The sequence below is a fragment of the Cryobacterium sp. TS_SC_7 genome (assembly GCF_056156285.1).
Genome location: NZ_CM149589.1, coordinates 1006180 through 1021872, shown reverse-complemented (window position 1 = coordinate 1021872; position 15693 = coordinate 1006180). Strand labels below are relative to the sequence as shown.

General features: G+C 67.9%; 16 protein-coding genes and 1 pseudogene. 15 read left to right on the top strand and 2 right to left on the bottom strand.

Annotated elements, in window-relative coordinates; genetic code table 11:
* Positions 1–32: 32 nt before the first annotated feature.
* The 6 genes and pseudogenes from AC0J5J_RS04795 to AC0J5J_RS04770 all read left to right on the top strand — a co-directional run bounded on the left by AC0J5J_RS04795 (position 33) and on the right by AC0J5J_RS04770 (position 6944).
* The gene (locus AC0J5J_RS04795) at positions 33–389 is read left to right on the top strand and encodes a YraN family protein (protein ID WP_474900191.1); all 357 of its coding nucleotides are present in this window, start codon (positions 33–35) and stop codon (positions 387–389) included.
* Positions 389–1924, top strand: a complete 1536-nt coding sequence (locus tag AC0J5J_RS04790) for a YifB family Mg chelatase-like AAA ATPase (protein ID WP_474899766.1) — start codon at positions 389–391, stop codon at positions 1922–1924. Before AC0J5J_RS04795 ends, AC0J5J_RS04790 begins: the two co-directional genes overlap by 1 nt.
* Complete coding sequence (dprA, locus tag AC0J5J_RS04785) at positions 1921–3186, top strand: DNA-processing protein DprA (RefSeq protein WP_474899765.1); 1266 nt, start codon at positions 1921–1923, stop codon at positions 3184–3186. Before AC0J5J_RS04790 ends, dprA begins: the two co-directional genes overlap by 4 nt.
* A gap of 193 nt (positions 3187–3379) precedes the next feature.
* Positions 3380–4606, top strand: a pseudogene (locus AC0J5J_RS04780) (DUF222 domain-containing protein); the annotation flags it as partial.
* Positions 4607–5105: 499 nt separating this feature from the next.
* Complete coding sequence (locus AC0J5J_RS04775; protein ID WP_474899764.1) at positions 5106–6005, top strand: metallophosphoesterase; 900 nt, start codon at positions 5106–5108, stop codon at positions 6003–6005.
* Positions 6006–6008: 3 nt separating this feature from the next.
* Positions 6009–6944, top strand: coding sequence for a tyrosine recombinase XerC (locus tag AC0J5J_RS04770; RefSeq protein WP_474899762.1), 936 nt, complete (start codon positions 6009–6011; stop codon positions 6942–6944).
* Between the two features lie 62 nt (positions 6945–7006).
* On the opposite strand, the gene AC0J5J_RS04765 is transcribed toward AC0J5J_RS04770, so the two are convergent.
* Positions 7007–7651, bottom strand: a complete 645-nt coding sequence (locus AC0J5J_RS04765) for a M23 family metallopeptidase (RefSeq protein ID WP_474899760.1) — start codon at positions 7649–7651, stop codon at positions 7007–7009.
* Between the two features lie 323 nt (positions 7652–7974).
* Between AC0J5J_RS04765 and rpsB the strand changes: the two genes are divergently transcribed.
* The 9 genes from rpsB (at position 7975) to AC0J5J_RS04720 (ending at position 14642) form a co-directional block, all read left to right on the top strand.
* Positions 7975–8886, top strand: a complete 912-nt coding sequence (gene rpsB / locus AC0J5J_RS04760; RefSeq protein ID WP_134425445.1) for a 30S ribosomal protein S2 — start codon at positions 7975–7977, stop codon at positions 8884–8886.
* Positions 8887–8895: 9 nt separating this feature from the next.
* Positions 8896–9723 carry a translation elongation factor Ts gene (tsf, locus tag AC0J5J_RS04755; RefSeq protein WP_134425444.1) on the top strand — a complete coding sequence of 276 codons (828 nt, stop codon included), beginning with the start codon at positions 8896–8898 and terminating at the stop codon, positions 9721–9723.
* 148 nt (positions 9724–9871) lie between these two features.
* Entirely contained in the window at positions 9872–10588 is a 717-nt protein-coding gene (gene pyrH, locus AC0J5J_RS04750; RefSeq protein WP_134425443.1) for a UMP kinase, read from the top strand.
* A 31-nt stretch (positions 10589–10619) separates the two neighbouring features.
* Positions 10620–11174 (top strand): ribosome recycling factor, encoded by a 555-nt coding sequence (frr, locus tag AC0J5J_RS04745; protein ID WP_134425442.1) that lies wholly within the window; start codon positions 10620–10622, stop codon positions 11172–11174.
* A 15-nt stretch (positions 11175–11189) separates the two neighbouring features.
* Positions 11190–12197 (top strand): phosphatidate cytidylyltransferase, encoded by a 1008-nt coding sequence (locus AC0J5J_RS04740; protein WP_241972823.1) that lies wholly within the window; start codon positions 11190–11192, stop codon positions 12195–12197.
* Positions 12198–12245: 48 nt separating this feature from the next.
* Positions 12246–12794, top strand: coding sequence for a DivIVA domain-containing protein (locus AC0J5J_RS04735; RefSeq protein ID WP_474899758.1), 549 nt, complete (start codon positions 12246–12248; stop codon positions 12792–12794).
* 203 nt (positions 12795–12997) lie between these two features.
* Complete coding sequence (locus tag AC0J5J_RS04730) at positions 12998–13552, top strand: aggregation-promoting factor C-terminal-like domain-containing protein (RefSeq protein WP_474899756.1); 555 nt, start codon at positions 12998–13000, stop codon at positions 13550–13552.
* Positions 13553–13591: 39 nt separating this feature from the next.
* Positions 13592–13888 (top strand): hypothetical protein, encoded by a 297-nt coding sequence (locus tag AC0J5J_RS04725; protein ID WP_134425439.1) that lies wholly within the window; start codon positions 13592–13594, stop codon positions 13886–13888.
* Positions 13889–13925: 37 nt separating this feature from the next.
* Positions 13926–14642 carry an alpha/beta hydrolase gene (locus AC0J5J_RS04720; RefSeq protein WP_474900190.1) on the top strand — a complete coding sequence of 239 codons (717 nt, stop codon included), beginning with the start codon at positions 13926–13928 and terminating at the stop codon, positions 14640–14642.
* On the opposite strand, the gene AC0J5J_RS04715 is transcribed toward AC0J5J_RS04720, so the two are convergent.
* Entirely contained in the window at positions 14639–15688 is a 1050-nt protein-coding gene (locus AC0J5J_RS04715) for an AI-2E family transporter (protein WP_134425438.1), read from the bottom strand. The genes AC0J5J_RS04720 and AC0J5J_RS04715 overlap by 4 nt on opposite strands.
* Between the last annotated feature and the right edge of the window lie 5 nt (positions 15689–15693).

Genomic DNA, 15693 nt, shown 5'->3' with positions numbered 1-15693 from the left:
CCGGCCCGCCACGCTGGGGTGCGGAGGTGCACGTGGCACGCAAAGACGAACTGGGCAGGCAGGGCGAGGAGTGCGCCGCGCTCTTCCTCGCCGCCGCCGGCTACCGGGTGGTGGAGCGCAACTGGCGCTGCGCGCAGGGCGAGATCGACCTGGTCGCCGAGATCGGGGGAGAGGTCGTCTTCGTCGAGGTGAAGACGCGCTCCGGAACCCGGTTCGGGCATCCGTTCGAAGCCATCACCGTCGCCAAGCTCGCGCGGCTGCGTCGCCTCGCGGCCGCCTGGTGCGAGCAGGCGGAGGCCCGGCCACCCCGCATCCGCGTCGACGCGATCGCCGTGATCATCCGCCCCGGTACCGAACCCGTGATCGAGCACCTGACGGGGGTGTTCTGATGGGGCTCGCGCGCACGCATGCGGTGGCCCTGGTCGGGCTGACCGGGGCCCTGGTCGAGGTGGAGGCCGACATTTCCGGGCAGCTGCCGGGCATCATCCTGATCGGGCTGCCCGATGCGGCCCTGTCGGAGGCCACCGAGCGCGTGCGTGCAGCAGCGAAGAACTCCGGCTGCCCGCTCACCCGCAACAAGCTCACCATCAACCTGTCCCCGGCGTCGCTGCCCAAGCACGGGTCGGGCTTCGACCTGGCCATCGCGCTGGCCTGCCTCGGGGCCGACCAGGTGGTGTCTCCCGCATCCGTGGGCCGGGTGGTGCACATCGGTGAACTGGCCCTCGACGGGCGGCTACGACCGACGCCGGGCATGCTGCCGGCGGTGATCGCCGCGTCCCGGCTGGGGCACGAGACCGTCATGGTCCCGGCCGGCAATGTGGAGGAAGCCTCGCTCGTGCCGGGGGTGCGCGTGATCGGCGTCGCCTCCCTCCGTGACGCGGCGATCTGGCACGGGGCCGACCTCGAACCCGTGCAGGTCGACCCCATCCCGGCGCCCGACGATGCGGCGGCGGAGACGTCCGAACCGGACCTGGCCGACATCGTGGGCAACGACGACGCGATCCTGGCCCTGCAGATCGCCGCGGCCGGCGGTCATCATGTGTTCATGGTCGGGCCTCCCGGCGCCGGCAAGACCATGCTGGCGGCCCGGTTGCCGGGGCTGCTGCCCGACCTCGACCCCGAGGCCTCCCTCGAGGTCAGCTCCATGCGATCGCTCAGCGGCCGGGGCGTGGGGCACACCCTGATCACCCGGCCTCCGCTCGAGGCGCCGCATCACACGGCCACAGCGGCGGCCATGGTCGGCGGTGGCAGCGGCCAGATCCGGCCGGGTGCCGCGGCACGGGCCTCGCACGGCGTACTCTTCCTCGACGAGGCCCCCGAATTCGCCTCCGCGGTGCTCGACGCGCTCCGGCAGCCGCTGGAATCGGGGGTGATCAGCATCCACCGCGCCAACGGTGTCGCGCATTTCCCAGCCCGCTTTCAACTTGTGATGGCCGCCAACCCGTGCCCCTGTGGCCAGTACGGCGCCCCCGACCTGGACTGCACCTGCCCGCCGAGTTCCCGGCGACGGTACCTGGCCCGCATCTCCGGCCCGCTGCTTGACCGCATCGACATCCAACTCAAGGTGCAGCGCATCACCGCGGCCCAGCTGCGCCTGGCCACCGAGACACCTCGCCAGGTGAGCGCTGTCGCCCGGAAACGGGTGGTTGACGCCCGGTCCGCCGCCGCGGAGCGTCTCTCCGGCACCCCGTGGACACTGAACTCCGCTGTGCCCGGGCCGTGGCTGCGCGGATCCAAGGCCCGTCTCGGCGGCGCGGCCACAGCGACCCTCGACCGCGCGCTCGAACGCGGCGGCATCACCATGCGCGGCTACGACCGGGTGCTCCGAGTGGCGTGGTCGATTGCCGATCTTGAGGGCGTCGCCCGGCCGGGCATCGAACAGGTAGGGCAGGCACTGTACCTGCGGAAGGGAATGACGTCATGATGCTGTTCGGGCTGGAGGAAGCCACGGTGGTCGACTTGACCGGGGGCGTGCGGGCATCCGTCGGGTCTGTATCCACGGAGGCCACGGATGCTGCGGCCGCCGCCGACGTGTTCGCTCGCGCCGCCTGGACCGGCATCGCAGAGCCGGGAGACGCCGCCGCCGGACTGCTGGTGCAGGGCCTGGGGGCCGGGCCGGCGCTCACGGCCGTACTCGACGTCTGGTCGGGTGCCCGGCTCGCGCACGCCGTGGCGGCCACGGGGGTGCCGCTGACCGACGACCTTCCGGCCCTGCTCGAGCAGGGACTGCAGCGGTGGCGACCACGGCTGTCGTCGGCTGAGGTGATTCGGTCCCTGCAGCAGGCGGCCCGGGTGTCCGCCCGGCTCCTGGTGCCCACCGACCCGACCTGGCCCGCGGGTGTCGACGACCTCGGGCTGCACGCGCCGATCGCGCTCTGGTGGAGGGGGGTCCCGACGGCTCTGTCCGCGCTATCCAACTCGATCGCCCTGGTCGGTGCCCGCGCGGCAACCGGCTACGGCGAGCACGTGGCGATGGAAGCATCCGCCGGGCTCGTCGACCGGGGCTTCCTGATCGTCTCCGGGGCCGCGTACGGCATCGACGGAATGGCGCACCGGGCAGCCCTGGCGAGCTCCGGGCTGACCGTGGCCTTCCTCGCCGGGGGAGTGGACCGCTATTACCCCAGCGGGCACGATGCCCTGCTCAGTCGCATCGCGACCAGTGGCGCCATCCTGTCCGAGCTGCCCTGCGGGGCCGCACCCACCAAGTGGAGATTTCTTCAACGTAATCGGCTGATCGCCGCCGCCAGCGCGGCTACCGTCGTGCTCGAGGCCGGCTGGCGCTCCGGGTCGCTCAACACAGCCGGACACGCGGCGGCGCTCGGACGCCCGCTGGGCGCAGTGCCGGGACCGGTCACCTCGCCGACCTCGGCCGGCTGCCACCGGCTGATCCGTGAATACGACGCCGTGTGCGTGACCACGGCCGAGGAGATGGCCGAACTCGTCGGCGAACGGATGCTGAGCCTCACCCTCGATCTGCCAGGCTCCGACGGCCAGTCAGGGTTCGACGCCCGCACGAGTGATCAGGTGCGCGTTTTCGACGCCCTGAGCACGCGGGCCGCGCGCACCGTGCCCGACATTGCTCGCCGGGCCGGCCTGTCGGTCAGCGCCGTGCAGGGATCGCTCGGCGCCCTCGACCTCGAGGGGGTGGTGCTCGAGAAGGAGACAGGCTGGGTGCGCGGACGCTAGACCGGTGGTCGAGCCCCACTTCCGGTGGTCGAGCTTGTCGAGACCCGGTGGTCGAGCTCGTCGAGACCCGGTGGTCGAGCCTGTCGAGACCCGGCGAGCCGACCCTGATCATTTAGAACACGACTTCGAAAACTAGCTCACAAATATGTGACAAACTCTCGACTACGCGTACTATCTTTGGTATTCTCAAACCATGACCACCACCGCAGACGACCTCAGAACGGCAACGGATGCCGTCGCCCGCCTGGGCTCCTCCTGCGCCGACTACGAGGCCCTGCCCGACGCCGAGGTGCTGGCCGGTCAGAAGCAGATCGCGGCCGCGCGCCGCCTGCTCGACACCCGCTCCGCCTGGATGGCGGCAACCATCGCCCATCGCTCCCGGCCCGAGCTCGGCCACTCCGGTCTCGCCGCGCAGCAGGGGTTCCTCTCGCCCGAGGCACTCATCCAGACGATGACCGGCTCAACGAAGAACGACGCGTTCAAACTCGTCGCCGTCGGCACGATGATGGCCGATGCCGGGGCGGCGGAGAAACTGGTCGAGGCTGCTTTGGAATCATCCGATGTGGATACCGCCGCGGTCGCTTCTTTCGCCGCGAAGGTGCCGTGGCAGGCGCCGATCGCCCGAGCCGTCACCGACGGCACCCTCTCGGTCGATGCGGCCGAGTCGATCCGTACCGGCCTCGGCCAGATCGATGCCGCGGTCACCGCCGACAAGCTCGGCACCGCCCTCGAGGCGCTCCTTGTCGAGGCGGCGTCGCTGAATGTCGACCAGGTCTTCAAACTCGCCCGGCGCCTGCGCGACCAGCTCGACGAGGCCGGCATCGCCGCCCGGGAGAAGCAGGCCCACGACGACCGGTTCCTGCGGGTCTACCGGCTCGGCAACGGCAAGGTGCGCCTGCACGGGCTCTTCGCCCCGGAAGACGGCGAGTTCGTGCTCTCCACGTTCGACTCGATCACGAGCCCCCGCCGCGGCGGCGTGCGCTTCGTCGACAAAGACAAAGCCGCCTGGGCCAAACGTGTGCAGGACGACCCCCGCACCACGGAGCAGATCGCCGCCGACGCCCTCGTGCAGCTGCTGAAGATCGCCGGCGAAGCCGACCAGGGCCGCGTCTTCGGCGGCCGCCGCCCCGCGGTTCGGGTCATCGTCACCGAGAAGGCCCTGAAGTCGGGCCAGCCGGGACAGCCGGCCCCGTGCCAGGCGGCCCAGGGCGGACCGGTTACGGCCGAAGCCGCCGAAACCCGCGAAGCAGCCGCCGCTCACGGTCAGATCGAGGGCAACCCCGTGCCGATCTCGCAGGAGACCATCGACCGGCTGCTCTGCGACACCGGAACCCGCGGCATCCAGGTTGACGACACCGGACAGATCATCAACGTCGGCCGTGACCAACGTCTCTTCACCGAAGCACAGCGCGCCGCGATGGGGGTCCGCGACGGGGGCTGCCGGTGGGTCGACTGCGATCGATCACCCGCGTGGACCGAAGCGCACCACATCAACGAATGGCTCGCCAAAAACGGCTACACCGACCTTGCCGACGGAATACTCCTCTGCCACCCGCACCACCTGCTGCTACACAACCAGCACTGGAGCATCATCCGCACCGGCAACGACTACTGGCTCAAACCACCCGTCGACGTCGACCCGGAACAAACCCTGATCGCACTGCCGAGCAAACGGGCGGCCCTGCAGGTGTGGCCCCTGGCCCCTGGCCCCGGGTCTCGACAGGCTCGACCTCCGTCGCGGGTGCCTCTGGAGGGCGGGTCGCTTGGTCTCGACAGGCTCGACCGGCGTCGTGGGTGCCTCTGGAGGGCGGGTCGCCGGGTCTCGACAGGCTCGACCCGGGCGCCGTACTGGGCGACACCAGATGCCGCCGGACGTCGGTGGCACACCGTAGTCTGGCGGCACCGACGAAAGGGGAGCCATGTCCGCCGTGCAACTGGGCCAGTACCCGCCCGCTTCACACCTCATTGCGCACATCAGCGACACCCATTTCCTGGCCGGCAACCGGGCACTCTACGGAACGGTCGACACCGACGGGCCTGTCCGCCAGGCCATGGAGCAGCTGGAACGTTCCGGACTGCGCCCCGACGCCCTGCTGTTCACCGGGGACATTGCCGACCGGGGCGAGGCCGACGCCTATAGCCGGATTCGGGACATTGTGGAGGCAGCCGCCGAACGCCTGGGTGCACCGGTGATTTGGGTGATGGGCAATCACGACAAGCGCGAAGCGTTCCGCACCGAGCTTCTGCGTGAGACCGGTTCCGCCCAGCCCGTCGACCGGGTTGTCGACCTCGACGGAGTGCGCGTCGTGGCCCTGGACACCAGCGTGCCCGGATACCACCACGGCGATCTGTCGGATGCGCAGCTGGACTGGCTGGCAGATGTGCTCAGCGACCCGGCTCCGCACGGCACCCTGCTCGCTCTGCATCATCCGCCGCTTCCCACGCTGCTGCCTCTGATGAGCATTCTCGAGCTGCGCGGGCAGGCCCGTCTGGCCGAGGTGGTCGCCGGCACAGACATCCGGGCCATTCTGGGCGGCCATCTGCACCACGCCACCACCGGGCTGTTCGCCGGAATCCCCGTATCGGTTGCCGCGGCCACCTGCTACACGATCGACCCCACCGGCCCGACCCGAGAACTCACCGGGGTGCAGGGCGGCCAGTCCATCAACCTCGTGCACGTCTACGAGGACCAGATCGTGCACTCTCTGGTGCCTCTGGGCGATTTCCCCGGGGCCACCCACTTCGATGCCGCCTTCGTGGCCCGCATCGAGGCGCTCAGCCCGGACGAACGCACCGAAGCGTTCTCCCGGCAGGTGTGACCGGTGCCGTCACCGGTGCCCGGGTCGTTGCAGGCGCAGCTCGACGACTTCATGGTCTACCTTGCCGTGGAGAGGGGCTTCTCTGTGCACACCGTGCGCGCCTACCGCACCGATCTCGCCGGCCTGGTCGCGTTCGCCGCCGGTCGCAACGTGGTCGCAGCCGATGGACTGAGCCTGGAACTGCTCCGGGACTGGCTCTGGGTGGGAACGCAGCAGGGGCTCGCCCGTGCGACCATCGCGCGGCGATCCGCGTCCGCCCGCAGTTTCACGGCCTGGCAGGCCCGCACGGGCGCCAGTGCGGCCGACCCCGCGGTGCGGCTGCGTTCACCGAAGCCCGGCCGCCCGCTCCCGAGAGTGATCAACCACGCCCAGATGCAGCAGCTGCTCACCCACCTCGAGCTGCGCGCAGCGAGCCAGGACCCAGCCGCTCTGCGTGAACTTGCGCTCGTCGAACTGCTCTACGCGTCGGGGCTGCGGGTCTCCGAACTGATCGGCCTCGATGTAGCCGACATCGACCTGCACCGACTCACCGTGCGGGTCACCGGCAAAGGCGACAAGGAACGGGTGGTTCCCTTCGGCGTCCCGGCCCAGACCGCGATCCTCGGCTACCTCGACCGGGGCCGACCGGCACTCGCCGCACATGCCGGCACGGTGCCCCCGACCCGCGCGCTGTTCCTCGGCACCCGGGGTCAGCGCCTCGGGGTGCGGGCCGTCTACCGGTTGGTCGCCACCCTGCTCGCGGATGTTCCGGGCAACGGTCCGGCCGGCCCGCACGCGTTGCGGCACACCGCAGCCACCCACCTGCTCGACGGCGGAGCGGATCTACGCGCCGTTCAGGAGCTTCTGGGCCATGCGAGCCTGGGCACCACTCAGATCTACACTCATGTCTCCGCGGAGCGGCTCAAACAGAGCTACCGCACCGCGCACCCGCGCGCCTGACACCCGCGAATCTGACACCCGCGCGGCCGGCCCTGCATGGCCCGCCCCGGCACGGCAGTCGCCTAGGGAGGTGGCGGTAGCAGCACCGCCCGCGGAACGCCGACGAGATACAAGAGCGGAGTGACGTAGCCACCGTGCAGCCGGGCGCCGAAGTGCAGGCACCGCCCGACGCAGTGCCCGCCGTCAGCCACCTGCCCGACGGGTTGCCCGGCCGTGACCCGGTCGCCGACCGCGACGCCGGCCGACACGGGCTCGAAACTGGACACCAGCCCGTCGGCGTGCTCGATCGAGAGCACGGGACGATCGACCACCACGCCGGCGAAGGAGATGACGCCGTCGGCCGGGGAGAGCACCTCCAGGCCCGGCACCGCGACCAGGTCCAGGCCTCGGTGACCGGGGGAGTAAACGGTGGCCGGCGCCTGGAAGGACCGCAGCACCGGATGCGGAGGAGCCAGCGGCCAGAGCCAGCTTCCCGCCAGGTCCGGTGCAGTCAGTGCCGGGGCAACCGGTTCGCCGGGTTTCCCGGCACTCGGACCGGTGTGGGGCACGCCATCGGCACCCGCCACCCTGTCGGCACCCGCCACCCTGTCGGCACCCGCCACCCTGTCGGCACCCGCCACCCTGTCGGCACCGCCGGGGTCCATGACGGACAGCAGAACCAGCGGCAGCACCAGCAGAGCAGCGATGGACAGACGGAAGAGATTCATGCTCCCACGTTGCGTCACTCGTTTCATTCATGGCCCACGCGTGAGGCATCCGTGGCGGCGGCCGGATTCATCCCGGCTGGGGAGGGATGCCCGCACCTGTCGCCGCGCGCGGGCCACCTCCCGTGGGTGCTAAACTCTTCCAAGCAGCGCTTCGTGCGCTGACTACGCGTGCCCATTCGGCCTCCAGACCCACTCGGTCCTCGCTTCTTTCAGAAGCTGGGCGGTTCTGTGCCGGGCACCAGGAGTAGTGGTCATCCGATCACGACACAAACCGATTGGCGTTCGTCTGCTTCGCAGCGCGCGCCGGACAAGGAGAACGGCTCATGGCCGTCGTAACCATTCGCCAGCTGCTCGACAGCGGCGTGCACTTCGGGCACCAGACCCGCCGTTGGAACCCGAAGATGAAGCGCTTCATCTTCACCGAGCGTTCCGGCATCTACATCATTGACCTGCAGCAGTCGCTCGGGTTCGTTGACAAGGCCTATGACTTCGTCAAGGAGACGGTTGCCCACGGCGGCACCATCCTCTTCGTCGGAACGAAGAAGCAGGCGCAGGAATCGATCGCCGAACAGGCGATCCGCGTGGGCCAGCCCTACGTCAACCAGCGCTGGCTCGGTGGCCTCCTCACCAACTTCCAGACCGTTTCCAAGCGTCTGGCCCGCATGAAAGAGCTCGAAGAGCTCGACTTCGAGGACACCGCCAAGAGCGGTTTCACGAAGAAGGAAATGCTCATCAAGAAGCGCGAGCTCGTCAAGCTTCACAAGAGCCTCGGCGGAATCCGCAACCTCACGAAGACGCCGTCGGCGCTGTGGGTTGTGGACACCAACAAGGAGCACCTCGCCATTGACGAGGCCCGCAAGCTCGGCATCCCCGTCATCGCGATCCTCGACACCAACTGCGACCCGGACGACGTCCAGTACCCGATCCCGGGCAACGACGACGCCATCCGCTCCGTCGGCCTGCTGACCCGCATCATCGCGGACGCCGCAGCCGAGGGCCTCATCCAGCGTCACGCCAAGCCGGAGGCCGAAATCGAGCCTCTCGCCGCGTGGGAAGCCGAACTCCTGGCCGCTCCGGCCGAGACCACCCCGGCAGCTGACGAGACCGTCGCCACCGAGACCGTCGTTGCTGAGCCGGCCACCGAAGAGGTTGCCGTCGAAGCCCCCGCTGCAGAAGCAGAAGCCGAAGCCGCAACCGAGGTTGCAGCCGACGCTCCCGCCGAAGAAACCAAGTAAGGACTAAGCATGGCAAGCATCAGCCTCGCAGACGTCAAAGCGCTGCGCGAGCGTCTCGGTACCGGCATGGTCGACACCAAGAACGCCCTCGTTGAAGCAGACGGCGACATGGAAAAGGCCGTCGAACTCCTCCGGATGAAGGGTGCGAAGGGCAACGCCAAGCGCGCCGACCGTTCCACTTCCGAGGGACTCGTCGCCGCCAAGGAAATCGGCAACACTGCCACCCTGATCGAGCTCGCCTGCGAGACCGACTTCGTCGCCAAGGGTGACAAGTTCGTCGCGCTGGCGGACAAGGTCCTGGACGCGGTCGCCGCTGCCGGCGCCACCACGGTCGAAGAGGGCCTGGCCGCACCGGTCGACGCCCAGACCGTCGGCCAGCTCATCGACGGCGAAGCCGCGATCATCGGCGAGAAGTTCGAACTTCGCCGCGTCGCATCCGTCACCGGTGAGAAGTTCGCGATCTACCTGCACAAGACCAGCAAGGACCTGCCCCCGCAGGTCGGCGTTGTTCTCGGCTACACCGGAGACGACGCAGACACCGCGCGCAGCGTGGCTCAGCACATCTCCTTCGCGAACCCCGAGTACCTCGCTCGCGAAGACGTTCCCGCCGACGCCGTTGAGGCCGAACGCCGGATCGTCACCGAGATCTCGAAGAACGAGGGCAAGCCGGAAGCGGCGCTGCCCAAGATCGTCGAGGGTCGCGTCACCGCGTACTTCAAGCAGGTCGCATTGCTCGAGCAGGACTACGCCAAGGACAACAAGCTGTCCGTCAGCAAGGTCCTGGCCGACGCCGGACTGACCGTGTCGGGCTTCGCCCGATTCAAGGTCGGCGCGTAACCGGACGTTTGATTCACTGAGGGAGATCGGGTTGCAGTCGCAATCCGGTCTCCTTCTCTGTGTGGGCACCCAGTACTCCACGCAGTAGCTTTAGAAGAAGCACAGAACACCGAACGCAGAGCCAGCACAACGGGAAGAAGCGCACAGCATGTCAGACACGGTCAAGAAGCGCAGGGTCCTCCTCAAACTTTCCGGTGAAGCGTTCGGGGCAGGCAGCCTCGGCGTCAACCCCGACGTGATCAGCGCCCTCGCACGGGAGATCGCCGAAGCGGCCAAGCAGGTCGAGATCGCGATCGTCGTCGGTGGCGGCAACTTCTTCCGCGGCGCCGAACTATCCCAGCGCGGCATGGACCGAGGCCGGGCCGATTACATGGGCATGCTCGGGACCGTCATGAACGCCCTCGCCCTGCAGGACTTCCTCGAGCAGGCCGGCGCGGAGACGCGAGTGCAGTCCGCCATAGCCATGACTCAGGTCGCCGAACCGTACATCCCGCGCCGCGCGGAGCGCCACCTCGAAAAGGGTCGCGTCGTCATCTTCGGCGCCGGCGCCGGGTTGCCCTACTTCTCGACCGATACGGTCGCCGCCCAGCGGGCCCTCGAGATCGACGCTGAAATCGTGCTCGTCGCCAAGAACGGCGTCGACGGCGTCTACTCCGACGACCCGCGCACCAACCCCGACGCGCACAAGATCGACCGCATCACGTATCAGGACGCCCTGCAGCGCGGCCTGAAGGTCGTCGACTCAACCGCGTTCAGCCTGTGCATGGACAACGGGATGCCGATGCAGGTCTTCGGCATGGCCCCGCACGGCAACGTGACCGCCGCCATTCTCGGCGCCGATCTGGGAACCCTCGTCTCCAACTAAGCTTGTCAATGCCATCGAAGAAGGAGTCACCGTGATCACGGATGTTCTGTCCGACGCCACCGCCCGCATGAACAAGGCCGTCGAAGCCGCCAAGGACGACTTCGCGACCGTGCGAACCGGACGAGCGAACCCGCAGATGTTCGCCAAGATCCTGGTCAACTACTACGGCACGCAGACACCGCTGGAACAGCTCGCCTCCCTGCAGAACCAGGAAGCACGCACGCTCCTGATCGGGCCGTACGACAAGGGTGCCCTGCGCGACATCGAGCAGGCCATCCGCGACACCCCGAACCTGGGCGCCAACCTCGGCAACGACGGCAACGTCATCCGTGCGACCCTGCCGGAGCTCACGGCCGACCGTCGCAAGGAATACGTCAAGATCGTGCGCACCAAGGCGGAAGACGCCAAGGTGTCCGTGCGTAACCTGCGCCGCAAGGCCAAGGACGAGCTCGAAGACCTGAAGAGCGAAGTGGGTGACGACGACGTGGCACGCGCTGAAAAGGAACTCGAGCTCATCACCAAGGCGCACGTGGACGCCATCGACGACGCACTCAAGCGCAAAGAAGCCGAACTCCTCGAGATCTAAGGACCAGCCAGCCTCATGACGGAAGATTCAGGCGATTCAGGCGATTCAGGCGATTCACGTCAGGGGCTGCCCGGCAAGCGCGAGCGTGGCGTCAGCCGTGCCGAATTCCGCGCCCAGATGCAGTCGAAACGGGTCGAACTCGAGCGTCAGATGCTGGCGACCCGGGCTCAACTGGATGCCACCCAGGAACGGATCCAGGCGCGCACCGGGCGTAATCTGATCCTGGCCACCCTGATCGGGCTCGCTCTGGGCCTTTTCATGCTGTTCAGCCTGATCTTCATCAAAGACCTGTTCATGGTCTGCGCGATCGCATTCGTGGGCTTCACCGCCTTCGAACTGGCTCAGGCACTCCGTCATGCCGGGCGCAACGTTCCGCGGGTCCCGGTGGTGCTGGCGTCCGTAGGGGTCGTTCCAGCCGCGTTCTACCTCGGTGCGGCAGGCCAGTGGTTGGCCACGCTCGCCGGGATCGTACTGATCGGGCTGTGGCGCGTCGCCCTCCTGCTCTGGAAGAACCACCGCGCTCCGGCGAAGGATGTGCTCGGTGACATCGGCGGCGGCTTCCTGATCCAGTCCTATGTCGTGTTCCTGGGCAGTTTCTCGGTACTCCTGGTCGCCCAGCCCGATGGGCAGTGGTGGACGCTCGCCTTCCTCTTGCTGGTGATCTCCTCCGACACGGCGGCCTACGCCGCCGGCCTGAGCTTCGGCAAGCACCGCATGGTTCCCACGATCAGCCCGAAGAAGACCTGGGAGGGGTTCGCCGGAGCGGGCATTGCCTGCCTCGGTGTCGGTGTGCTGCTGTCCGTGTTCATGCTCGGCCAGCCCTGGTGGTTCGGCCTGATCTTCGGTGCGGTCATGCTGCTCAGCGCCACCTTCGGCGACCTGGCCGAATCCCTGATCAAGCGAGACCTCGGCATCAAGGACATGAGTTCGTGGCTGCCCGGGCATGGCGGATTCCTGGACCGACTCGACTCCATCCTGCCGTCGGCCGCAGCCGCCTACGCCCTCTACCTGATTTTCGCCTAGCTGACTTTCGGTTTCGTGAGGCGACAGCACGTGAGGCAGAATGAATCAGTGACCACCACGTTCCCCCGCACTGGCAAGAAGACGCTTGGCTACAGCGCCGCTCAGGTCGATGAGTTCCTCGCCGTTGCCCGTACGGCCTACGACGGTGTCGATGACAGCGTCGTTTTGACGGCCGAAGACATCCGCCACACCGCGTTCAGTATGCACAAGGGCGGCTACTCACCCGCGCATGTGGACGCTGCCCTCGAGCGGCTGGAAGACGCCTTCGCAACCCGTGACCGTGACCGGGCGGCACAGGATCAGGGGTCAGAGGTCTGGCTGGCCGAGGTGCACGGTCTGGCTCAAGTTCTCGTGAACCGGCTCAGTCGCAGAGACGGTCACCGATTCGGCCGGGTGAGCGTCCTCAGCGTCGGTTACAACCGGGCGGATGTCGACCGGTTCTCCCAGCGTCTGGTGCGGTATTTCGAAGACGGCTTCCCGATCACGGTCGATGATGTGCGCTGCGCCGTCTTCCGACCACAGCGCGGCGGCTACCGCGAAGCACAGGTCGACGTCGTCCTCGACGGTGTCGTCGATGTCATCCTCGCCGTTCGCTGAATCGAACCAGCGTTCGATCGGCCCGTTATCTCGCTGTTATGCCGGATTTCAGATAGGCTCGAGAAATCGTGGGTAGACATCTAGAGATCATTTCGTCCGAACACGCCACCAGACCGGCCCAAGTCAGGATGAAAAGGCCTCGCTCCCGCGGGCGTGGCTCCCTCTTCGTCTTCGCTTTCACAGCTGCTGCGGCGTTCGTTCTCGTGAGCGTTGTGGACCCGTATTCCGGCGCCACGGCTTCCCCCTACTTCCAGCTCGCCGGAGATCGATTCGGCGGAGAGGCTGCTCAGGAGATCCAGGTTGCCGGTGCTGTGGCCGCGAACACGTTCACTCGCGACGGATTCACCGTCACCGAGAAGCCCAAGCCCGTTCCCGTTCCGGTTGCCGCGCCGGTGGCCGCGGCTTCCGCACCCAAGTCGACGTCGAGCACCGCTCCGTCGGCCGCCGTTCCCGACCCCGGTTCCGCCCAGGCGATCGCGGCCGACGCCGTGGCCGCCCGCGGCTGGGGCGACGACCAGTTCAACTGCCTGGTGTCGCTGTGGAACAAGGAATCCGGCTGGCGCGTCAACGCCGAGAACAGCTCGAGCGGTGCCTACGGCATTCCGCAGGCCCTCCCGGGCTCCAAGATGGCCACGGCCGGCGACGATTGGCAGACCAACGCCGCCACCCAGATCGAATGGGGCCTCGGCTACATCTCCGGGCGCTACGGAACCCCCTGCGGCGCGTGGGCGCATTCCGGCGACGTCGGCTGGTACTAGCGCACGTCCAGAATCGGGGCCCGCACGTAGACTGTCCCAATGGCCCGCAGCAACCGACCCCGTGGCCGCAAGCCCGGTCCGGGCTCGGATGATGACGGAATCGAACGGATGCGGGCCGGCTGGCGTCGCACGGAAACCCGCCGCGACGGCCTCTGGACGGTACAGCCCGTGTCCGGCCCCCAGGCCGTGAAATCGTATGTCTGCCCCGGTTGCCACCGCGAGGTGGCCCCGGGAACCGCGCACGTCGTAGCCTGGCGCGGCGACGGCGTCATGGGCGAGGCATCCGACCTTGCCGCGAGGCGCCATTGGCACTCGCACTGCTGGAAGATCAACTAGCCGCATCGGCACCGAGGGAGACAGCGTGAGTTCCAGCCTGGAGATTCGTGGCGGTATCGAGTTGCCGGCCGTGCGCGAGGAGATCGAGTTGCACACCGCGGACGGGCTCACCCTGGTGGGTGAACTGGCCACCCCGCTGGGTCGCGCGCCGGTCGCCACCCTCGTGACGCTGCATCCGCTGCCCACCCACGGCGGATTCATGGACTCGCACATCCTGCGCAAGGCGGCCGCGAGACTCCCGGCCCTCGCCGATCTGGCGGTGCTGCGCTTCAACACGCGCGGCACGAGCTCGCCGCGCGGCACGAGCGGCGGCAGCTTCGGCGACGGCATCGACGAACGGATGGACGTAGCGGCCGCGATGGCGTTCGTCGCCGAGCGCGGACTGCCCGACCCCTGGCTGCTCGGCTGGTCGTTCGGCACCGAACTGGCCATCAAGTACGGCCTGGAGCACCCGATTTGTGGCGCCATCCTGCTGTCGCCGCCCCTGCACCGGGCCTCCGACGCCGAGTTGGCCGCCTGGGCGGGCCGGGACGCGAAGCTGGTCGCGGTCATCCCCGAATTCGACGACTACCTGCGCCCGGACGAGGCCAGAACGCGCTTCGCCAGCGTGCCCGGCACTCGTTTCATCGCCGTTGCCGGCGGTAAGCACCTGTGGGTGGGGGAGAGCGCCACTCGAAGGGTCCTCGACGAGGTCGTCGCGGTCGTCAACCCTGCGGCGGCTCCTCTGCCCGAGGAGTGGACCGTTCCGGTCTAGAGCTCGTTCTGCCGGGGGATCACGACCTGCTTGACGATCATGATGGTCGCCGCGGCGACCGGGATGGCGATCAGCGCGCCGAGGATGCCGAGCAGGTTGCCACCGGCAAGGGCGGCCACCACGACGACGGCGCCGGGCACGGCCACGGCCCGGTTCATGATGTTCGGGCTGAGCAGGTAGGCCTCCACCTGCATGTAGATCAGGTAGTAGATCGCGGCGACGAGGGCCGTGAACATCGAGCTGCCGATGCCGGGGATCAGGCAGGTCAGCACGATGATGACCGAACCGGTGATCGTGCCCACGAGGGGGATCAGCGAGAACAGGAACGCGATCAATGCGAGCAGGGCCGGGAACGGCGCCCCGATGATCGACAGGAAGATGAAGCTGAGCACGCCGTTGCAGAGCGCCAGGGCACCCTGGCCGATCACGAACCGGCCGACGGCGGTGGTGATCTGCTCGCTGAGATCGGCGAACCGGGCGCGCTTGGAGGCCGGGACCAACTGGTACATGGCCTGTTTGATGCTGTTCAGCGAAGCCGTGAAGTAGAGCGTGAGGATCAGGATGATCAGTGCGCCGAACAGGCCGCTGACGATCGCCAGACCGGACTGGATGATGGTGCTGGTGATATTGGTGATGTTTCCGCCGACGAAATCGGTGACTGAACCGGTGATCTTCGACAGGGGCAGGGCCGGGAACTGCTTCTGAATGTCAGCAAGGAAGGTGGAGGTGTTGATGGACGTGACGAGGTCCGGAACGGCCTTGGACAGCTTCGTGACCTGGTCGACGATGATCGGCACGACGGCGAAGATCACCCCGGTCAGCACGCCGATGACGGCAACGAGCACCGTCAGGATGGCCGCCCAACGGGGGAACCTCTTCTTTTCCAGCCACGACACGGCAGGGTCGAGCCCCAAGGCGAGGAACAGCGCCGCACCGATGTACGTGATGATCGTCTGCAGCGTGATCACCGAGGTGATGATCAGCAGCCCCACGCCGACGCCGAGGGTCCCGATCAGTCCGACGCGAAAGGCATTCTGAATCTTCACTTGTA